This window comes from Streptomyces sp. NPDC006372, from assembly GCF_040612515.1.
In the GTDB taxonomy this organism is placed as follows: Bacteria; Actinomycetota; Actinomycetes; order Streptomycetales; family Streptomycetaceae; genus Streptomyces.
Map to the genome: position 1 here is coordinate 261,501 of NZ_JBEXQJ010000002.1, position 16,668 is coordinate 278,168.

The following is a 16,668-nucleotide window of genomic DNA, read 5'->3' on the forward strand; positions in this document are numbered from 1 at the left end:
GCGTCCGCTGAGGACTACTTCTTGCCCGGCTTCTTCTTGCCGGCGATGGCGCGACGCGGGCCCTTGCGGGTGCGGGCGTTGGTGCTGGTGCGCTGACCGCGGACGGGCAGACCGCGGCGGTGACGCAGACCCTGGTAGGTACCGATCTCGACCTTGCGGCGGATGTCGGCCTGGATCTCGCGACGGAGGTCACCCTCGGTCTTGATGTTGTTGTCGACGAACTCGCGGATCGCGACCAGCTGCTCCTCGGAGAGGTCACGAACACGGGTGTTCGGGTCCACGCCGGTGGCGGCCAGCGTCTGCTGGGACAGAGTCCGGCCGATGCCGAACACGTAGGTGAGGGCGATCTCCACGCGCTTGTCGCGCGGGATGTCAACACCGGAAACGCGTGCCATTCAATGGCTCCAGTTACTTGTCGGAGGTCTTCCGCAGAACCGACCCCCAGCCGCCGTACGAGGTACGAACTGGGTCCCCGGCCTCCGAACCGGGGGTGTCAAGCCGTGCCGGCCTGGGTCCTGCGTATGAACATATTCAGCTCGCGTCGCGCGAATCTCTGCGAGAGGTGCAGAGGGATCGGTCGTGCGTCAGCCCTGGCGCTGCTTGTGGCGCGGGTTGTCGCAGATGACCATGACCCGGCCGTGACGGCGGATCACCCTGCACTTGTCGCAGATCTTCTTGACGCTCGGCTTGACCTTCATTAGGTGAGGTTCTCCGGGTCAGTGCCACCACCCCGCCCGGAAGCGGGATGCGGGCAAGATCTACTTGTAGCGGTAGACGATCCGGCCACGCGTCAGGTCGTACGGAGACAGCTCCACCACGACCCGGTCGTCAGGGAGGATGCGGATGTAGTGCATACGCATCTTGCCGCTGATGTGAGCCAGGACCTGGTGGCCGTTCTGGAGCTCGACCTTGAACATGGCGTTCGGCAGAGACTCGACGACAGTGCCCTCGATCTCGATGGCACCTTGCTTCTTGGCCACGCTTCGCCCTTCGAATCGACTACCTTGATCGACCCTCTGTGAGCGCATGCAGACATGCGGATACACAAGAGCCGACGAGTCAGTCTACGTCAGGGCCCTCAGAAACACGAATCGGGGGAGTCTGCCCCACCGGAGACAGCTTTAAGCGCCCCGATAGGGGCGCGGGGCTGTGTCGATATGCGGCTCCGCCGCGTGGGCGCGACAAGCCCCCACGCACCCGCAGCCGCCGTCGGGCAGGACCACCCACCCCGGCAGGCGCTCAGCCCAGCGGATCCGGCGCGGCCACGATCCCCAGCTCGGCGAGCTTCGCCTTCCCCCCGTCGGGAGAGGTGAGCACCAGCGGCCCTTCCTCCGTCAGAGCGACAGAGTGCTCCCAGTGCGACGACCAGGTCCCGTCCGTGGTGATGACCGTCCAGTCGTCCTGGAGCACCTCGGTCTTCGGCGTACCGAGAGACACCATCGGCTCGATCGCGAGGCAGAACCCGGGCACCAGCTTCGGCCCCTTCCCCCGCCGCCGGTCGACGTAGTTCAGCAGGTGCGGGTCCATGTGCATCTCGGTGCCGATGCCGTGCCCGCCGTAGTCCTCGATGATCCCGTACTTGCCGCCGCCGGGCTTGGGCTGGCGGCGGATGTACGTCTCGATGGCCCGGGAGACGTCGACGAGCCGGTTGCCCTGCTTCATGGCCGCGATACCGGCCCACATCGACTCCTCGGTCACCCGGGAGAGCTCGACCAGCTCCGGGGCGTGACCGGAGCCCACGAAGGCCGTGAAGGCGGCGTCGCCGTGCCAGCCGTCGATGATCGCGCCGCAGTCGATGGAGATGACGTCCCCGTCCTTGAGGACCACCTCGTCGGACGGGATGCCGTGGACGACGACCTCGTTCACCGACGTGCAGATCGTCGCCGGGAAGCCGCCGTATCCGAGGAAGTTCGGCTTGGCGTCGTGCTCGGCCAGCACCTTGCGGGCGACCTGGTCCAGATCCTTCGTCGTGGCCCCGGGTACGGCGGCCTCACGGGTCGCCGCGTGGATGGCGGCGACGACCAGTCCCGCCTCACGCATCTTGGCGATCTGCTCGGGGGTCTTGATCTGCACCATGGGGGCTACGGCCTTTCTGGACCTTCAGCGGACACGAACGCCTTCAACGATACGGGGCCGCACGACCGGCCCCGCCCACGCAGCAGCCGCGGCCCCCGAGCGGGAACCGCGGCCGTAGCTGCGTACGAACGACTACTTGTCGTCCTCGCCACGCTTGAGCGCCTCCATGGCGCGCGTCGTGACGTCCTCCACCTTGCCGAGCGCCGAGATCGTGACCACCAGGCCCTGCGCCTTGTAGTAGTCGATGATCGGCTCGGTCTGGGTGTGGTAGACCTCCAGCCGCGTGCGGACCGTCTCCTCGGAGTCGTCGTCCCGCTGGTACAGCTCGCCGCCGCAGACGTCGCAGACGCCTTCCTTGGCCGGCTGCTTGTACGTCACGTGGAAGACGTGCGCGGAGTCGTTGCGGCAGATGCGCCGGCCGGCGATCCGCTTGACGACCTCGTCCTCGGGGACCTCCAGGTCCAGCACCGCGTCGAGCTGCATGCTCTCGGTCTCGAGCAGCTCGTCGAGCGCCTCGGCCTGCGAGACGTTGCGGGGGAAGCCGTCCAGCAGGAAACCGTTCTCGGCGTCCGGCTGCTCCATGCGGTCCTTCGCCATCGCGATGGTGACCTCGTCGGGCACGAGATTGCCCGCGTCCATGTAGGACTTCGCGAGTTTCCCGAGCTCCGTCTGCTGGCTGATGTTGGCCCGGAACAGGTCGCCCGTGGAGATGTGCGGGATCGACAGGTTCTTGGCCAGGAACGCGGCCTGCGTTCCCTTACCGGCACCCGGCGGCCCGACGAGGACGATTCGCATCAGCGGAGGAACCCTTCGTAATTGCGCTGCTGGAGCTGGCTCTCGATCTGCTTCACGGTCTCGAGACCGACACCCACGATGATCAGGATGCTGGTCCCGCCGAACGGGAAGTTCTGGTTCGCTTGGAACCCGACCAACGCCATTGTCGGTACGAGAGCGATCAGACCCAGGTACAGCGAACCCGGCCAGGTGATCCGGTTGAGCACGTACGAGAGGTACTCAGCGGTCGGTCGGCCAGCCCGGATGCCCGGGATGAAGCCACCATACTTCTTCATGTTGTCGGCGACTTCCTCGGGGTTGAAGGAGATCGCCACGTAGAAGAACGCGAAGAAAACGATCAGCAGGAAGTACGAAGCGATGTAATACGGGTGGTCGCCCTTGACGAAGTGTTGCTCGATCCAGGTCTTCCAGCCCGAGTTGCCTCCGGCGAACTGCGCGATCAGCGCCGGGATGTAGAGCAGCGACGAGGCGAAGATGACGGGGATCACGCCCGCCTGGTTCACCTTGAGCGGGATGTACGTGGACGTACCGCCGTAGGAGCGGCGGCCGATCATCCGCTTGGCGTACTGCACCGGGATGCGGCGCTGGGCCTGCTCGACGAAGACGACCAGGCCGACCATGACGAGGCCGACCAGGATGACGGTGCCGAACTCGATCCAGCCGCCGGCCAGCGAGCCCTCCTGCTTGATGGCCCACAGGGCGGACGGGAAGGTGGCGGCGATCGAGATGAACATCAGGATCGACATGCCGTTGCCGATGCCGCGGTCGGTGATGAGCTCACCGAGCCACATGACGGCCGCCGTACCGGCGGTCATGGTGATGACCATGGTGATGGTGACGAAGATCGACTGGTCGGGGACGATCTGGCTGGCCACCGGGCAGCCCTGGAACAGCGCACCGCTGCGGGCGGTGGCGACGAGGCCGGTGCCCTGGAGGATGGCGAGGGCGATCGTCAGGTAACGCGTGTACTGCGTGATCTTCGCCGTACCGGCCTGGCCCTCCTTCTTCAGGGCTTCCAGGCGCGGGATCACCACGGTCAGCAGCTGCAGAATGATGCTCGCCGTGATGTACGGCATGATGCCCAGCGCGAAGATCGTGATCTGCAGCAGCGCGCCGCCGCTGAACATGTTGACCAGACCGAACAGGCCCGTGTTGGCCTGGGCCGCGTCGATGCAGGTCTGGACGTTCCGGTAGTCGACGCCGGGGATCGGGATGTGCGTACCGACCCGGTAGACCACGATGATGCCGAGCGTGAAGAGCAGCTTCTTGCGCAGGTCGGGCGTCTTGAACGCCCGGGCGAACGCGGTGAGCACGGTGCCTCCTGCGACCCCCGCGCAACTGCGTCAAGGGTGACGGTCTTGAGGTTCGACGAATAGGTAACGGTCTACTGCCGCTCAGAGTGCCCGATGTGCAGCACCCTGTGAAAAGAGGGCAGTCCAAGCCACCTTACCGGCGAGACTGCCGCCCTAGGAACGACCAACCGGGGATACCCCAAATGTGGGGTATCCCCGGTCGGGATCGCTCAGGTCATCGAGACGCCTGTGATGTTCAGACGAGCTCGGTGACGGAACCGCCGGCGGCGGTGATCTTCTCCTTGGCCGAGCCGGAGACGGCGTCGACCGTCACCTGCAGCGCCACGGAGACCTCGCCCTGGCCGAGGACCTTGACGAGCGCGTTCTTGCGAACGGCACCCTTGGCCACCAGACCCTCGACGGTGACCTCGCCACCCTCGGGGTAGAGCGCGGCCAGCTTGTCGAGGTTCACGACCTGGTACTCGGTCTTGAACGGGTTCTTGAAGCCCTTCAGCTTCGGGAGGCGCATGTGGAGGGGCATCTGGCCACCCTCGAAGCGCTCCGGAACCTGGTAGCGGGCCTTGGTGCCCTTGGTACCACGACCGGCCGTCTTACCCTTCGACGCCTCACCACGACCGACACGGGTCTTGGCGGTCTTGGCGCCCGGGGCGGGACGGAGGTTGTGGATCTTGAGCGGGTTCTGCTCCGCCATGATCAGTCGACCTCCTCGACCGTCACGAGGTGGCGGACGGTGTGCACCATGCCGCGGAACTCGGGGCGGTCCTCCTTGACGACCTGCGTGTTGATGCCCTTGAGACCAAGGGAACGCAGGGTGTCACGGTGGTTCTGCTTGCTGCCGATGTAGGACTTGACCTGCGTAATCTTGAGCTGCGCCATGATTACGCACCCGCCCCGGCACGCGCACGGAGAAGAGCCGCGGGGGCGACGTCCTCGAGGGGCAGACCACGGCGGGCCGCGATCTCCTCGGGACGCTGCAGACCCTTCAGGGCCTCCACGGTCGCGTGCACGATGTTGATCGCGTTGTCGGAGCCGAGCGACTTCGACAGCACGTCGTGAATACCGGCGCACTCGAGCACGGCACGCACCGGACCACCGGCGATAACACCGGTACCGGGCGACGCGGGCTTGAGCAGCACGACGCCGGCAGCCTTCTCACCCTGGATGGGGTGCGGGATGGTGCCCTGGATACGGGGGACCTTGAAGAAGTGCTTCTTGGCCTCCTCAACACCCTTGGCGATGGCGGCCGGCACCTCCTTGGCCTTGCCGTAACCGACACCCACGGTGCCGTCACCGTCGCCCACCACGACCAGCGCGGTGAAGCTGAAGCGACGACCACCCTTCACAACCTTGGCGACGCGGTTGATCGCGACGACGCGCTCAACGTACGCGGTCTTCTCGGCGGCAGCAGCGCCGCCGTCACGGCCCTTCCGGTCCCGCCGCTCGCCGCCACCGGCACCGCCACCGCGGCGCTGGGGTCCAGCCATTGGAATTACCTCTCTCTGTTTCCGCTAGCTACGGAACCGGCTCAGAACTTGAGCCCGGCCTCGCGGGCGGCGTCCGCCAGAGCGGCGATGCGCCCGGCGTACTGGTTACCACCACGGTCGAACACGACGGCCTCGACACCGGCGGCCTTGGCACGCTCGGCGACCAGGGCGCCGACCTGCTTGGCCTGCGCGGACTTGTCGCCCTCGCCACCGCGGATCGAGCTGTCCAGCGTGGACGCCGAAGCCAGGGTGTGGCCCTTCAGGTCGTCGATCACCTGCGCCACGATGTGGCGGTTGGAGCGGGTCACGACCAGACGGGGACGCTCCGCCGTACCGTTGATGTGCTTACGGATACGGATGTGGCGGCGCTTGATCGCGGCGCGCTTGTAGGCGTCGCCCTTCAGGATCTTCTGCCCGTATGCCATGGCTTACTTACCCGCCTTTCCGACCTTGCGGCGGATGACTTCGCCCTCGTACTTGACGCCCTTGGCCTTGTACGGGTCGGGCCTGCGCAGCTTGCGGATGTTGGCCGCAACCTCGCCGACCTTCTGCTTGTCGATGCCCTCGACCGAGAAACGGGTCGGGGACTCCACCTTGAAGGTGATGCCCTCGGGGGCCTCGACCAGGATCGGGTGGCTGTAGCCCAGGGAGAACTCCAGGTTGGAGCCCTTGGCCAGGACACGGTAGCCGACACCGCTGATTTCGAGCTTCTTGACGTATCCCGTGGTCACACCGGTGATCATGTTCGCCACCAGCGTGCGGGACAGGCCGTGCAGGGCCTTGCTCTGCCGCTCGTCGTTCGGCCGCAGCACCTGAAGGGTGCCGTCCTCGGCCTTCGCGATGTCGATCGGCGCGATGACGGTGTGGGTCAGTTCGCCCTTGGGGCCCTTGACCGAGACCGTACGGCCGTCGATGGTGACGTCCACGCCGGCGGGAACCGGGATGGGGAGCTTGCCGATACGCGACATTGCTGTCTCTCCTCCGTTCCCGAATTACCAGACGTAGGCGAGGACTTCCCCACCCACGCCCTTCTTCTGCGCCTGCTTGTCGGTCAGGAGACCGTGGGACGTGGAGATGATGGCCACGCCCAGGCCGCCCAGAACCTTCGGCAGGTTGGTGGACTTCGCGTACACCCGGAGACCGGGCTTGGAGATCCGCTTGATGCCCGCGATGGAGCGCTCACGGTTGGGGCCGAACTTCAGCTCCAGGACGAGGTTCTTGCCGACCTCGGCGTCCTCGACCTTCCAGCCCGTGATGAAGCCCTCCTGCTGGAGGATCTCCGCGATGTGCGACTTGATCTTCGATGCCGGCATCGTCACGGAGTCGTGGTATGCCGAGTTCGCGTTCCGCAGACGCGTAAGCATGTCTGCGATCGGATCAGTCATGGTCATGAATTGGCCTTCGGCCTCTCTCGCCGGGGTTTCCTGGTGCGCCATCCCTCTCCCCGATCCGAGACGGGACGGGTGCGGCGCGGTGGACCTACGGCGTAGTAAGTCGTAAGGGCGGCGGCAGACGCCCAACCACACAAGCCTAAAGCATGTGAGCTGGACGTCAGGCCGCCCCAGATGCTTACCGAGAGCCCTGCGAATCCCTGTTTAGGGGGATTACCAGGAGCTCTTGGTCACGCCCGGCAGCTCGCCACGGTGAGCCATCTCACGAAGGCACACGCGGCAGAGGCCGAACTTGCGGTACACGGAGTGCGGGCGGCCGCAGCGCTGGCAGCGGGTGTAGCCACGCACACCGAACTTGGGCTTGCGAGCAGCCTTAGCGATCAGAGCCTTCTTCGCCATCTCGCTCACGCCTCCTTGAAGGGGAAGCCGAGGTGACGAAGGAGCGCGCGGCCCTCAGCGTCGTTGGTCGCCGTGGTCACCACGGTGATGTCCATACCCCGGGTGCGGTCGATCTTGTCCTGGTCGATCTCGTGGAACATGACCTGCTCCGTGAGACCGAAGGTGTAGTTGCCACGGCCGTCGAACTGCTTGGGGGACAGGCCGCGGAAGTCGCGGATGCGCGGCAGCGCGAGCGACAGGGTGCGGTCCAGGAACTCCCACATGCGGTCGCCACGAAGCGTGACGTGGGCACCGATCGGCTGGCCCTCACGCAGCTTGAACTGCGCGATGGACTTGCGGGCCTTGGTGACGGCCGGCTTCTGACCGGTGATCGTGGTGAGGTCCTTGATGGCACCCTCGATCAGCTTGGAGTCGCGGGCGGCGTCGCCCACACCCATGTTGACCACGATCTTGACGAGACCGGGGATCTGCATGACGTTCTCGTACTTGAACTCGTCACGCAGCTTGCCCGTGATCTCCTCACGGTACTTCTGCTTCAGACGCGGGCTGGTGGTGGTCGTCATCAGATGTCCTCACCCGTCCGCTTGGCAACGCGGATCTTGTTGCCTTCGTCGTCGAAGCGGTAACCGACGCGGGTCACGACCTTGTTGCCGTCCTTCTCCACGACCAGCTGGACGTTGGAGACGTGGATCGGCGCCTCGGTGGTGACGATGCCGCCGGCCTGCGAACCGCGAGCCGTCGGACCGGCCTTGGTGTGCTTCTTGACCCGGTTGACACCCTCGACCAGGACACGGTCCTCACGGGGGAAGGCCGCGATGACCTTGCCCTGCTTGCCCTTGTCCTTGCCGGTGATGACCTGGACCAGGTCGCCCTTCTTGATCTTCATGCTCACAGCACCTCCGGCGCGAGGGAGATGATCTTCATGAACTTCTTCTCGCGCAGCTCACGGCCGACCGGGCCGAAGATACGGGTGCCACGAGGGTCGCCGTCGTTCTTCAGAATGACGGCGGCGTTCTCGTCGAAGCGGATGTACGAGCCGTCCGGACGGCGGCGCTCCTTGACGGTGCGAACGATGACCGCCTTGACGACGTCACCCTTCTTCACGTTGCCACCGGGGATCGCGTCCTTGACGGTGGCGACGATGACGTCACCGATACCCGCGTAGCGGCGACCGGAGCCACCGAGCACACGGATGCAGAGGATCTCCTTCGCACCCGTGTTGTCGGCGACACGCAGTCGCGACTCCTGCTGGATCACGTCTATCTCCTGGTTGTCTGCCGGTTCCCGGCAGGGGCTTTCCTCATATGAGGTCGGCCCCTGCCGAGCCTGGCGGAACGATTCCTAGGGGGTCCCCCTAGGTGGGATTACTTGGCCTTCTCGAGGATCTCGACGACGCGCCAGCGCTTCGTGGCGGACAGCGGCCGGGTCTCCATGAGGAGGACACGGTCGCCGACGCCCGCGGCGTTCTGCTCGTCGTGCGCCTTGAGCTTGTTGGTACGGCGGATGACCTTGCCGTACAGCGCGTGCTTGACGCGGTCCTCGACGGCGACGACGACGGTCTTGTCCATCTTGTCGCTGACGACGAGACCCTCACGGGTCTTGCGGAAGCCGCGGGCCTCTGCAGTCTGCTCAGTCACGTTGCTCTCACTCATCAGGCGCTCTCCACCGTCTCGATGCCCAGCTCGCGCTCACGCATCAGGGTGTAGATCCGCGCGATGTCCTTACGGACGGCCTTGAGCCGGCCGTGGTTCTCGAGCTGGCCCGTCGCCGCCTGGAAGCGGAGGTTGAACAGCTCTTCCTTGGCCTCGCGGAGCTTCGCGAGAAGCTCCTCGTTGCCCAGCTCGCGCAGCTCGGACGCCTTGGTACCGGCCGACATCACGCTTCACCTGCCTCGCGCTTGACGATCTTGCACTTCATCGGCAGCTTGTGAGCCGCACGGGTCAGGGCCTCGCGCGCGATCTTCTCGTTGGGGTACGACAGCTCGAACATCACGCGTCCGGGCTTGACGTTGGCGATCCACCACTCCGGAGAACCCTTACCGGAACCCATGCGGGTCTCGGCGGGCTTCTTCGTGAGGGGGCGGTCCGGGTAGATGTTGATCCAGACCTTGCCGCCACGCTTGATGTGACGGGTCATGGCGATACGAGCTGCCTCGATCTGCCGGTTCGTCACGTACGCCGGGGTCAGGGCCTGAATGCCGTACTCGCCGAACGCAACCTGCGTGCCACCCTTGGACATGCCGTTGCGCTTGGGGTGGTGCTGCTTGCGGTGCTTGACCCTACGGGGGATCAGCATGTCGGTCAGGCCTCCGTTCCGGTGCTCTCAGCCGGAGCGGCGGACGCGGGAACCTCGGCCTTGGGGGCCTCGGAACCAGCGGCCTGCTGCGGCTTGCGACCGCGCCGCTCGCCACCGCGGCCACCACGGGCCGGGCGGTCGGCACCGCCGCGGGCCGGGCGGTTACCCGCACGGGCAGCGGCGTTCTCGGCGCGGACCTCGGCGATGTTCTTGACGTCGCCCTTGTAGATCCAGACCTTCACACCGATGCGGCCGAAGGTCGTCTTGGCCTCGAAGAAGCCGTAGTCCACGTTCGCGCGGAGCGTGTGCAGGGGCACGCGGCCCTCGCGGTAGAACTCCGAGCGGGACATCTCGGCGCCACCGAGGCGGCCACCGCACTGGATCTTGATGCCCTTGGCGCCGGCCTTCATCGCCGACTGCATGCTCTTACGCATGGCGCGGCGGAAGGAGACGCGGGAGGAGAGCTGCTCGGCGACGGCCTGGGCGACCAGCTGAGCGTCGGTCTCGGGGTTCTTGACCTCGAGGATGTTCAGCTGGACCTGCTTGCCCGTCAGCTTCTCGAGGTCACCGCGGATGCGGTCGGCCTCGGCGCCACGGCGGCCGATGACGATGCCCGGACGAGCGGTGTGGATGTCCACACGCACGCGGTCACGGGTGCGCTCGATCTCGACCTTGGAGATGCCGGCGCGCTCCATGCCGGACGTCATCATCCGACGGATGGCGACGTCTTCCTTGACGTAGTCCTTGTACAGCTTGTCGGCGTACCAACGCGACTTGAAGTCGGTCGTGACACCGAGCCGGAACCCGTGCGGGTTTACCTTCTGGCCCATTACCGGGTTCCTTCCTTGCTGCTGACGACCACGGTGATGTGGCTGGTCCGCTTGCGGATCCGGTAGGCACGGCCCTGGGCGCGCGGACGGAACCGCTTCAGGGTCGGGCCCTCGTCGACGTAGGCCTCGGAGATGTAGAGGCTGTCGACATCGGTGTGGTCGTAGTTGTGCGCGGCGTTGGCGATGGCGCTGTCCAGCACCTTGCCGACCGGCTGGCTCGCGGCCTGCGGGGCGAAACGCAGGACCGCCTGAGCCTCCGTGGCGTTCAGGCCACGGATGAGGTCCACCACGCGGCGGGCCTTCATGGGCGTGACGCGGATGTACCGCGCCTGGGCCCTGGCTTCCATGGTTGTCCTTCCAGTGTCTGTCATGGTCATTCCACCCCGCTGACTAGCGGCGCTTCGACTTCCGGTCGTCCTTGACGTGGCCCCGGAAGGTGCGGGTCGGCGAGAACTCGCCGAGCTTGTGGCCGACCATCGACTCGGTGACAAACACCGGAATGTGGGTCTTGCCGTTGTGCACCGCGAGCGTGTGGCCGAGCATGGCCGGCACGATCATGGAGCGACGGGACCAGGTCTTGATGACGTTCTTGGTGCCGGCTTCGTTCTGGGCGTCCACCTTCTTGATCAGGTGGTCGTCGACGAAGGGCCCCTTCTTCAAGCTACGAGGCATCTCAACCCGTCCTTAGCGCTTCTTGTTCGTCTTGCGGCGGCGGACGATGTACTTGTTCGACGCCTTCTTGGGCGAACGAGTACGGCCTTCCTTCTTGCCCCAGGGGGACACCGGGTGGCGACCACCCGAGGTACGGCCTTCGCCACCACCGTGCGGGTGGTCCACGGGGTTCATGACCACACCACGCACGGTCGGGCGAACGCCCAGCCAGCGCTTACGGCCCGCCTTACCCCAGTTGATGTTGCTCTGCTCGGCGTTGCCCACCTCGCCGACCGTGGCGCGGCAGCGCTGGTCGACCAGGCGGATCTCACCGGACGGCATGCGGAGGTGGGCCATCGAGCCCTCCTTCGCGAGCAGCTGCACCGAGGCGCCGGCGGAGCGGGCGAACTTCGCGCCGCCGCCCGGACGCAGCTCGATGGCGTGCAGCGTGGTACCGACCGGGATGTTGCGCAGGGCAAGGTTGTTGCCCGGCTTGATGTCGGCCCCGGGACCGTTCTCGACGCGGTCGCCCTGGCTCAGGCCACGCGGCGCGAGGATGTAGCGCTTCTCGCCGTCCGCGTAGTGCAGGAGCGCGATGCGCGCGGTGCGGTTGGGGTCGTACTCGATGTGCGCGACCTTCGCCGGCACGCCGTCCTTGTCGTGACGACGGAAGTCGATCACGCGGTAGGCGCGCTTGTGGCCACCACCCTGGTGGCGGACGGTCACACGACCGGAGTTGTTACGGCCACCCTTGCTGTGCAGGGGGCGGACCAACGACTTCTCCGGCGTGGACCGCGTGACCTCGACGAAGTCGGCGACGCTGGAGCCACGACGGCCCGGCGTAGTCGGCTTGTACTTGCGGATTCCCATTTCTCAGTCCTCGTCCGATATCGGACGATCCGGACCGCCCTTAGGCGGTCGGACCGCCGAAGATGTCGATACGGTCGCCCTCGGCGAGGGTCACGATCGCGCGCTTGGTGGCCGCGCGCTGGCCGAAGCCGGTGCGGGTCCGCTTGCGCTTGCCCTGACGGTTGATCGTGTTGACCCCGGTGACCTTGACCGAGAAGACCGCCTGGACGGCCTGCTTGATCTGGGTCTTGTTGGCGCTCGGGTCGACGATGAACGTGTACTTGCCCTCGTCGAGAAGCGCGTAGCTCTTCTCGGAGACGACCGGCTTGAGCAGCACGTCACGGGGGTCCGTGAAGGACTTGCTCAGCGGCGTCTCGACGGTGTTCTTGCCCTCCGTCGCGTGGCGACGCGCCTTGGCGACGCGAGCGGCCTTGGCCTTCTTCGCGGCCTTGGAGGCGATTGCGGGGTGACGGATAGCCATCAGGCCTCGCTCCCTTCGGTGTCATTGACCTTCGGGCCGGACACGAAGGACTCGAAGGCGGCCTGGGTGAAGACCACGTCGTCCGAGACGAGAACGTCGTACGTGTTCAGCTGGCCCGGCTCCAGGATGTGGACCTGGGGCAGGTTGCGGGCGGACAGCCACGCGGCCTCGTCGGCGCGGTCGACGACCAGGAGCAGATTCTTGCGCTCCGAGATCTTGCCGAACAGCGTCTTGGCGGACTTCGTCGACGGGTTGTCACCCTCGACGACGCCGGAGACGACGTGGATGCGGTTGTGGCGGGCCCGGTCGGTGAGGGCGTGACGCAGAGCGGCAGCCTTCATCTTCTTCGGGGTCCGCTGCGAGTAGTCACGCGGCACGGGACCGTGCACGACGCCACCACCGGCGAACTGCGGCGCGCGGGTCGAACCCTGACGGGCGCGACCGGTGCCCTTCTGGCGGTACGGCTTCTTGCCACCGCCGCGGACCTCGCCACGGGTCTTGGTCTTGTGCGTGCCCTGACGGGCCGCGGCCAGCTGCGCGACGACGACCTGGTGGATCAGCGGGATGCTGACCTTCTCAACGTCGAAGATCTCCGCGGGGAGCTCGACGGAACCGGCCTTGTCGCCCGCCGGCGAAAGGATGTCAACAGTGCTCATCGGTTACCTCAGGCCCCCTTGGCCGCGGTGCGGACCAGGACGAGGCCGCCGTTCGGACCGGGAACCGCGCCCTTGATGAGCAGCAGACCCTTCTCCGCGTCAACGGCGTGGACGGTCAGGTTCTGGGTGGTGACCCGCTCGTTGCCCATGCGACCCGCCATGCGGAGGCCCTTGAACACACGGCCCGGGGTGGCGCAGCCACCGATGGAACCGGGAGAGCGGTGCTTGCGCTGGGTGCCGTGTCCGGCGCCGAGACCACGGAAGTTGTGGCGCTTCATGACACCGGCGAAGCCCTTGCCCTTGCTCTTGCCGGTCACGTCGACCTTCACGCCGGCCTCGAACACCTCAGCGGTGATCTCCTGGCCCAGCGTGTACTCGGAGGCGTCCGCGGTGCGGATCTCGACGAGGTGACGACGGGGAGTGACGTCGGCCTTGGTGAAGTGGCCCTTGAGGGGCTTGTTCACCTTGCGCGGGTCGATCTCGCCGAAGGCGATCTGGACGGACTCGTAGCCGTCGACATCGTTCGTGCGGACCTGGGTGACGACGTTGGGTCCGGCCTTGACGACGGTGACCGGGACGACGCGGTTGTTCGCGTCCCACACCTGCGTCATGCCGAGCTTCTCGCCCAGGATGCCCTTGATCTGCTTAGCCATCTCTCAGATCACCGGCCTCAGAGCTTGATCTCGATGTCGACACCGGCCGGGAGGTCGAGTCGCATCAGAGAGTCAACGGTCTTGGGGGTCGGGTCGAGGATGTCGATCAGGCGCTTGTGCGTGCGCATCTCGAAGTGCTCGCGCGAGTCCTTGTACTTGTGCGGCGACTTGATGACGCAGTACACGTTCTTCTCAGTGGGCAGCGGCACCGGGCCCGCGACCGACGCACCAGTGCGGGTCACCGTCTCGACGATCTTCTTCGCCGAGGAGTCGATGACCTCGTGGTCGTAGGCCTTGAGCCGGATGCGGATCTTCTGTCCCGCCATGGCTACTCAGTAGTCCTGTCTCTCTTACGCTCTGGAACCCGGCGGATTCCTTCTGCTGCTTCCTGTTCCTCCGACCCACGCGGTCGGGCGTGTCGCACTCTCGCTGACACGGATGTCCCTTGTTCGAACATCCCTGCGGGATTGCACACGGCCCTGCCGGAACCGCGAGCCGGGGGCGAAAGCCCACCGGGTGCCTGGCCGGTGCCGCGCCGACACTTCCCGGAAGATTCCCGTACGTCCGCCCCAGTGCTGCCGTGTGGCAGTTAGGGCGACGAGTACTGTGGGACTCGCTTCCGGTCCCCCCGGCGGGAGGCGCGCAGCATCAACACTCGACCGAGCAACTCGGACAGTCTGCCATATGGGGCGGCGGCTACGCCAATCGAGCCGGAGAGAATACCCCGGGGGTGACGTAGGTCAAACCGGGACGGCCGTAGGACCGCCGAAGGACGCCAGGAAGTCGTGGACGACACTCCTGGAGAACGGGTCCGTGCCCGGGTCCTCCGGGGTGACGATGCTGACGACGTAGTACTGGGACAGCAGGAGCCCCGTCCCCTCGACGGCTGCCGCGTCCTCCGGGGAGGAAGCATGAACCCCGGAAACCGTCGTCGCGTGCAGAGGCTGCGCGTGATGACGGTAGAAGACGGCGTACGGCCCTTGCCCCTCGGCATCCAGGGCGTAGCCCTGCTCCTCCCAGAAATCCTCCATCTCCCGGCCGGAGCTGAACGTGACGATGCCCGAGAGGCCGTCGTCCTCCGGTTCGGGCAACCGCCACTCGGCCGGGGCGCCGGGCGGGAGCGGGTGCCCGTACAGGAAAAGCCCTGGCCACCGCTGCCGGCCGAGTCGAACGAAACGGCGCATGCTCTCGGGGAACGACGCGTCGACCACGTAGTCAGTCGAGTGACCGGTGAGATCCATGGGAGTCCTCCTACTGGTGTGGATTGCGCGGCGCATGCGCACGACCGGCATCGTCGACCCGACGTCGGTCCGTGAGGTCGCGCCCCACGCCCTGCCGCCTCTCCTACCAGCCGTCGATGAATAGGTAGCCGTCGGCTGGATTCTGCTCGTGAGCTTCTGCAGGGCCTCGTCGGGTGTGGGAGCCAGCAGCCAGACGCTGTCCATGCCGGCGTAGACCGAGCCGTCCTCCGCCATGGCCAGGTGCTGGTTCCCGCGGTCGCGCATACCGATGGGGTAGAGATCGACACCCGCCTGCTCGGCGAGGTCGTCGATGATCTCCGCGTCCCAGAACGCAAGCAGCGGGTCCAGCGAGAACTGCATCCACGGCATCGAGTCCCACGGCTCGCGGTAGGGCACGCCCACGGCGCCGAACTCAGCCAGGAAGCGCCGTGCCGCGTCGTGCATCTCGAACCCGCCGGTCTGGAGAAGGATGCTTTCCCAGGTATCCGTCGGGACCGCCCGGCCCGGGAACCAGCCGCCCGCCCGCAGCACCCGGTCCGTCTCCTCGGACCAGCGCGGCCCGGCGTCCGGGCCGGTTTCCACGGTGTGCAGTCGCCTCCAGAAGGGGTGCTCGGGCGCTGGGCCGCCCGGCACCCAGAGGGCGGACTGGGTGCTCTGCGCCTCGATCAGGCGGGCCAGCGCCTGGTCAGTGGTCGGGGCGAGCAGCTCAGCTCGGTCCCTCAGGAGGTGAAGAGCTCCGTCCTCGGTGATCCCCAGGAAACTGGCGCCCTCGTCCGCCGTGCCTACGGGGTAGAGGAGGGCCCCGCCTGCTCGACTCGCCTCCGTGAACCGCTCGTCCTGCCACTGGGCACGGAGGGGATCGAACCGGATGGCGGAAGACGTGGTGATCGAATCGGCAGGCCAGCCGTAGGTCACCAGCCCGCCGAACTCGGAGAGGAACCGGCGTGCGGCATCGTGGGCCACGAAAGAGCCCCGCTCACCGAGGATGGTCTCCCAGGTGTCCGTCGACACCGAACGACCTGGCCGCCAACCAGCGCGCCGCAGCACTTCTTCGGTCAGTGAAGACCAGTCACGCGCACCGGTGTTGTTCACTCTGGCCGCCCCGCACAACTACCGGTACCAGTCCTCGCCATCACTCTCGAGCGCGCGGCGCACATAGCTTTCGAGAGTCGGAGCCACGAGGGTCCTGCTATCCGTCTCATGGTCCCAGACAAAGACCTCGTTACGCTCCGGCAACCGCACGAAAGCGAACTGATCGCCACCGCCATTATCGCCAAAGAAGATTAGGGAATCGAAGGGCATGTACAGCGAACGGTACTGTTCATCGCCGCGAAACGAGAGATTGTCACCCAGAATCCGCTCTGCGGACCATACGACGTCGGAACCGTACTCGTCGGACAGCCCGTCACTCTCAAGCAAAAACGACCTGAGATCGCCAGGAAGCGACTGACCGAGAGCTCCTTCGATTCGATCGAGGGCGCTGGGATCAACAGGGTCCCGAAGTTCCGCCGACGGGAATGCTTCCAGAATCTCACGCCACATATATTCGGACCA

The 16,668-nt window shown here is 66.2% G+C and carries 29 protein-coding genes; all 29 read right to left on the reverse strand.

Going from position 1 to position 16,668, the window contains the following annotated elements; all coding sequences use genetic code 11:
• Positions 1 to 14: 14 nt before the first annotated feature.
• The 29 genes from rpsM to ABZ016_RS05740 all read right to left on the reverse strand — a co-directional run bounded on the left by rpsM (position 15) and on the right by ABZ016_RS05740 (position 16,656).
• Positions 15 to 395 carry a 30S ribosomal protein S13 gene (gene rpsM, locus ABZ016_RS05600; protein ID WP_003992375.1) on the reverse strand — a complete coding sequence of 127 codons (381 nt, stop codon included), beginning with the start codon at positions 393 to 395 and terminating at the stop codon, positions 15 to 17.
• Between the two features lie 189 nt (positions 396 to 584).
• Positions 585 to 698: a 50S ribosomal protein L36 gene (rpmJ, locus tag ABZ016_RS05605; RefSeq protein WP_003974245.1), complete on the reverse strand. Its 114-nt coding sequence runs from the start codon at positions 696 to 698 to the stop codon at positions 585 to 587.
• 60 nt (positions 699 to 758) lie between these two features.
• Entirely contained in the window at positions 759 to 980 is a 222-nt protein-coding gene (gene infA / locus ABZ016_RS05610) for a translation initiation factor IF-1 (protein ID WP_003948620.1), read from the reverse strand.
• Positions 981 to 1,239: 259 nt separating this feature from the next.
• Positions 1,240 to 2,076: a type I methionyl aminopeptidase gene (gene map / locus ABZ016_RS05615; protein WP_356915255.1), complete on the reverse strand. Its 837-nt coding sequence runs from the start codon at positions 2,074 to 2,076 to the stop codon at positions 1,240 to 1,242.
• Between the two features lie 132 nt (positions 2,077 to 2,208).
• Positions 2,209 to 2,871, reverse strand: a complete 663-nt coding sequence (locus tag ABZ016_RS05620; RefSeq protein WP_356915256.1) for an adenylate kinase — start codon at positions 2,869 to 2,871, stop codon at positions 2,209 to 2,211.
• Positions 2,871 to 4,184, reverse strand: coding sequence for a preprotein translocase subunit SecY (gene secY / locus ABZ016_RS05625; protein ID WP_356915257.1), 1,314 nt, complete (start codon positions 4,182 to 4,184; stop codon positions 2,871 to 2,873). The genes ABZ016_RS05620 and secY overlap by 1 nt, the downstream gene beginning before the upstream one ends.
• Before the next feature lie 235 nt (positions 4,185 to 4,419).
• The gene (gene rplO, locus ABZ016_RS05630) at positions 4,420 to 4,875 is read right to left on the reverse strand and encodes a 50S ribosomal protein L15 (protein WP_003992371.1); all 456 of its coding nucleotides are present in this window, start codon (positions 4,873 to 4,875) and stop codon (positions 4,420 to 4,422) included.
• A gap of 2 nt (positions 4,876 to 4,877) precedes the next feature.
• Positions 4,878 to 5,060 carry a 50S ribosomal protein L30 gene (rpmD, locus tag ABZ016_RS05635; RefSeq protein WP_003974250.1) on the reverse strand — a complete coding sequence of 61 codons (183 nt, stop codon included), beginning with the start codon at positions 5,058 to 5,060 and terminating at the stop codon, positions 4,878 to 4,880.
• A 2-nt stretch (positions 5,061 to 5,062) separates the two neighbouring features.
• A complete protein-coding gene (gene rpsE / locus ABZ016_RS05640; protein ID WP_009190144.1) occupies positions 5,063 to 5,668 on the reverse strand; it encodes a 30S ribosomal protein S5 in 606 nt (201 codons plus the stop codon).
• Between the two features lie 41 nt (positions 5,669 to 5,709).
• The gene (gene rplR, locus ABZ016_RS05645) at positions 5,710 to 6,093 is read right to left on the reverse strand and encodes a 50S ribosomal protein L18 (RefSeq protein WP_356915258.1); all 384 of its coding nucleotides are present in this window, start codon (positions 6,091 to 6,093) and stop codon (positions 5,710 to 5,712) included.
• A 3-nt stretch (positions 6,094 to 6,096) separates the two neighbouring features.
• On the reverse strand, positions 6,097 to 6,636 hold the full coding sequence (rplF, locus tag ABZ016_RS05650; RefSeq protein ID WP_356915259.1) for a 50S ribosomal protein L6: 540 nt from the start codon (positions 6,634 to 6,636) through the stop codon (positions 6,097 to 6,099).
• Positions 6,637 to 6,660: 24 nt separating this feature from the next.
• On the reverse strand, positions 6,661 to 7,059 hold the full coding sequence (rpsH, locus tag ABZ016_RS05655; RefSeq protein WP_030839654.1) for a 30S ribosomal protein S8: 399 nt from the start codon (positions 7,057 to 7,059) through the stop codon (positions 6,661 to 6,663).
• A 213-nt stretch (positions 7,060 to 7,272) separates the two neighbouring features.
• Positions 7,273 to 7,458, reverse strand: coding sequence for a type Z 30S ribosomal protein S14 (locus ABZ016_RS05660; RefSeq protein ID WP_003948630.1), 186 nt, complete (start codon positions 7,456 to 7,458; stop codon positions 7,273 to 7,275).
• A gap of 5 nt (positions 7,459 to 7,463) precedes the next feature.
• Positions 7,464 to 8,021 carry a 50S ribosomal protein L5 gene (gene rplE / locus ABZ016_RS05665; RefSeq protein ID WP_003992366.1) on the reverse strand — a complete coding sequence of 186 codons (558 nt, stop codon included), beginning with the start codon at positions 8,019 to 8,021 and terminating at the stop codon, positions 7,464 to 7,466.
• Positions 8,021 to 8,344, reverse strand: a complete 324-nt coding sequence (gene rplX, locus ABZ016_RS05670) for a 50S ribosomal protein L24 (RefSeq protein WP_003992365.1) — start codon at positions 8,342 to 8,344, stop codon at positions 8,021 to 8,023. Before rplX ends, rplE begins: the two co-directional genes overlap by 1 nt.
• A 2-nt stretch (positions 8,345 to 8,346) precedes the next feature.
• Positions 8,347 to 8,715 (reverse strand): 50S ribosomal protein L14, encoded by a 369-nt coding sequence (gene rplN, locus ABZ016_RS05675; protein ID WP_003998823.1) that lies wholly within the window; start codon positions 8,713 to 8,715, stop codon positions 8,347 to 8,349.
• Between the two features lie 107 nt (positions 8,716 to 8,822).
• Positions 8,823 to 9,110: a 30S ribosomal protein S17 gene (rpsQ, locus tag ABZ016_RS05680; RefSeq protein ID WP_003992363.1), complete on the reverse strand. Its 288-nt coding sequence runs from the start codon at positions 9,108 to 9,110 to the stop codon at positions 8,823 to 8,825.
• Positions 9,110 to 9,334 carry a 50S ribosomal protein L29 gene (gene rpmC / locus ABZ016_RS05685; protein ID WP_003974259.1) on the reverse strand — a complete coding sequence of 75 codons (225 nt, stop codon included), beginning with the start codon at positions 9,332 to 9,334 and terminating at the stop codon, positions 9,110 to 9,112. Before rpmC ends, rpsQ begins: the two co-directional genes overlap by 1 nt.
• Positions 9,334 to 9,753 carry a 50S ribosomal protein L16 gene (rplP, locus tag ABZ016_RS05690; protein WP_003992362.1) on the reverse strand — a complete coding sequence of 140 codons (420 nt, stop codon included), beginning with the start codon at positions 9,751 to 9,753 and terminating at the stop codon, positions 9,334 to 9,336. Before rplP ends, rpmC begins: the two co-directional genes overlap by 1 nt.
• A gap of 5 nt (positions 9,754 to 9,758) precedes the next feature.
• A complete protein-coding gene (gene rpsC, locus ABZ016_RS05695) occupies positions 9,759 to 10,583 on the reverse strand; it encodes a 30S ribosomal protein S3 (protein WP_356915260.1) in 825 nt (274 codons plus the stop codon).
• Positions 10,583 to 10,930 carry a 50S ribosomal protein L22 gene (rplV, locus tag ABZ016_RS05700; protein ID WP_003992360.1) on the reverse strand — a complete coding sequence of 116 codons (348 nt, stop codon included), beginning with the start codon at positions 10,928 to 10,930 and terminating at the stop codon, positions 10,583 to 10,585. Before rplV ends, rpsC begins: the two co-directional genes overlap by 1 nt.
• 43 nt (positions 10,931 to 10,973) lie before the next feature.
• Positions 10,974 to 11,255, reverse strand: a complete 282-nt coding sequence (rpsS, locus tag ABZ016_RS05705; protein WP_003992359.1) for a 30S ribosomal protein S19 — start codon at positions 11,253 to 11,255, stop codon at positions 10,974 to 10,976.
• 12 nt (positions 11,256 to 11,267) lie between these two features.
• Positions 11,268 to 12,104, reverse strand: a complete 837-nt coding sequence (rplB, locus tag ABZ016_RS05710) for a 50S ribosomal protein L2 (protein WP_031141294.1) — start codon at positions 12,102 to 12,104, stop codon at positions 11,268 to 11,270.
• 40 nt (positions 12,105 to 12,144) lie between these two features.
• Positions 12,145 to 12,564 (reverse strand): 50S ribosomal protein L23, encoded by a 420-nt coding sequence (rplW, locus tag ABZ016_RS05715; protein ID WP_356915261.1) that lies wholly within the window; start codon positions 12,562 to 12,564, stop codon positions 12,145 to 12,147.
• On the reverse strand, positions 12,564 to 13,220 hold the full coding sequence (rplD, locus tag ABZ016_RS05720) for a 50S ribosomal protein L4 (RefSeq protein WP_356915262.1): 657 nt from the start codon (positions 13,218 to 13,220) through the stop codon (positions 12,564 to 12,566). Before rplD ends, rplW begins: the two co-directional genes overlap by 1 nt.
• An 8-nt stretch (positions 13,221 to 13,228) precedes the next feature.
• On the reverse strand, positions 13,229 to 13,873 hold the full coding sequence (gene rplC, locus ABZ016_RS05725) for a 50S ribosomal protein L3 (protein WP_356915263.1): 645 nt from the start codon (positions 13,871 to 13,873) through the stop codon (positions 13,229 to 13,231).
• A gap of 17 nt (positions 13,874 to 13,890) precedes the next feature.
• Positions 13,891 to 14,199, reverse strand: a complete 309-nt coding sequence (rpsJ, locus tag ABZ016_RS05730) for a 30S ribosomal protein S10 (RefSeq protein WP_003948644.1) — start codon at positions 14,197 to 14,199, stop codon at positions 13,891 to 13,893.
• Positions 14,200 to 14,613: 414 nt separating this feature from the next.
• Entirely contained in the window at positions 14,614 to 16,206 is a 1,593-nt protein-coding gene (locus ABZ016_RS05735; protein WP_356915264.1) for an SUKH-3 domain-containing protein, read from the reverse strand.
• Positions 16,207 to 16,224: 18 nt separating this feature from the next.
• Complete coding sequence (locus ABZ016_RS05740; RefSeq protein ID WP_356915265.1) at positions 16,225 to 16,656, reverse strand: SMI1/KNR4 family protein; 432 nt, start codon at positions 16,654 to 16,656, stop codon at positions 16,225 to 16,227.
• Between the last annotated feature and the right edge of the window lie 12 nt (positions 16,657 to 16,668).

Excerpts from the sequence above, each read along its gene's own strand:
- rpsM (WP_003992375.1), bottom strand. The coding sequence starts at position 395 with ATGGCACGCGTTTCCGGTGTTGACATCCCGCGCGACAAGCGCGTGGAG.
- rpmJ (WP_003974245.1), bottom strand. The coding sequence starts at position 698 with ATGAAGGTCAAGCCGAGCGTCAAGAAGATCTGCGACAAGTGCAGGGTG.
- map (WP_356915255.1), bottom strand. The coding sequence starts at position 2,076 with ATGGTGCAGATCAAGACCCCCGAGCAGATCGCCAAGATGCGTGAGGCG.
- ABZ016_RS05620 (WP_356915256.1), bottom strand. The coding sequence starts at position 2,871 with ATGCGAATCGTCCTCGTCGGGCCGCCGGGTGCCGGTAAGGGAACGCAG.
- rplO (WP_003992371.1), bottom strand. The coding sequence starts at position 4,875 with ATGGCGGAGCAGAACCCGCTCAAGATCCACAACCTCCGTCCCGCCCCG.
- rpmD (WP_003974250.1), bottom strand. The coding sequence starts at position 5,060 with ATGGCGCAGCTCAAGATTACGCAGGTCAAGTCCTACATCGGCAGCAAG.
- rpsE (WP_009190144.1), bottom strand. The coding sequence starts at position 5,668 with ATGGCTGGACCCCAGCGCCGCGGTGGCGGTGCCGGTGGCGGCGAGCGG.
- rplR (WP_356915258.1), bottom strand. The coding sequence starts at position 6,093 with ATGGCATACGGGCAGAAGATCCTGAAGGGCGACGCCTACAAGCGCGCC.
- rplF (WP_356915259.1), bottom strand. The coding sequence starts at position 6,636 with ATGTCGCGTATCGGCAAGCTCCCCATCCCGGTTCCCGCCGGCGTGGAC.
- rpsH (WP_030839654.1), bottom strand. The coding sequence starts at position 7,059 with ATGACCATGACTGATCCGATCGCAGACATGCTTACGCGTCTGCGGAAC.
- ABZ016_RS05660 (WP_003948630.1), bottom strand. The coding sequence starts at position 7,458 with ATGGCGAAGAAGGCTCTGATCGCTAAGGCTGCTCGCAAGCCCAAGTTC.
- rplE (WP_003992366.1), bottom strand. The coding sequence starts at position 8,021 with ATGACGACCACCACCAGCCCGCGTCTGAAGCAGAAGTACCGTGAGGAG.
- rplX (WP_003992365.1), bottom strand. The coding sequence starts at position 8,344 with ATGAAGATCAAGAAGGGCGACCTGGTCCAGGTCATCACCGGCAAGGAC.
- rpsQ (WP_003992363.1), bottom strand. The coding sequence starts at position 9,110 with ATGAGTGAGAGCAACGTGACTGAGCAGACTGCAGAGGCCCGCGGCTTC.
- rpmC (WP_003974259.1), bottom strand. The coding sequence starts at position 9,334 with ATGTCGGCCGGTACCAAGGCGTCCGAGCTGCGCGAGCTGGGCAACGAG.
- rplP (WP_003992362.1), bottom strand. The coding sequence starts at position 9,753 with ATGCTGATCCCCCGTAGGGTCAAGCACCGCAAGCAGCACCACCCCAAG.
- rpsC (WP_356915260.1), bottom strand. The coding sequence starts at position 10,583 with ATGGGCCAGAAGGTAAACCCGCACGGGTTCCGGCTCGGTGTCACGACC.
- rplV (WP_003992360.1), bottom strand. The coding sequence starts at position 10,930 with ATGGAAGCCAGGGCCCAGGCGCGGTACATCCGCGTCACGCCCATGAAG.
- rpsS (WP_003992359.1), bottom strand. The coding sequence starts at position 11,255 with ATGCCTCGTAGCTTGAAGAAGGGGCCCTTCGTCGACGACCACCTGATC.
- rplB (WP_031141294.1), bottom strand. The coding sequence starts at position 12,104 with ATGGGAATCCGCAAGTACAAGCCGACTACGCCGGGCCGTCGTGGCTCC.
- rplW (WP_356915261.1), bottom strand. The coding sequence starts at position 12,564 with ATGGCTATCCGTCACCCCGCAATCGCCTCCAAGGCCGCGAAGAAGGCC.
- rplD (WP_356915262.1), bottom strand. The coding sequence starts at position 13,220 with ATGAGCACTGTTGACATCCTTTCGCCGGCGGGCGACAAGGCCGGTTCC.
- rplC (WP_356915263.1), bottom strand. The coding sequence starts at position 13,873 with ATGGCTAAGCAGATCAAGGGCATCCTGGGCGAGAAGCTCGGCATGACG.
- rpsJ (WP_003948644.1), bottom strand. The coding sequence starts at position 14,199 with ATGGCGGGACAGAAGATCCGCATCCGGCTCAAGGCCTACGACCACGAG.
- ABZ016_RS05740 (WP_356915265.1), bottom strand. The coding sequence starts at position 16,656 with ATGTGGCGTGAGATTCTGGAAGCATTCCCGTCGGCGGAACTTCGGGAC.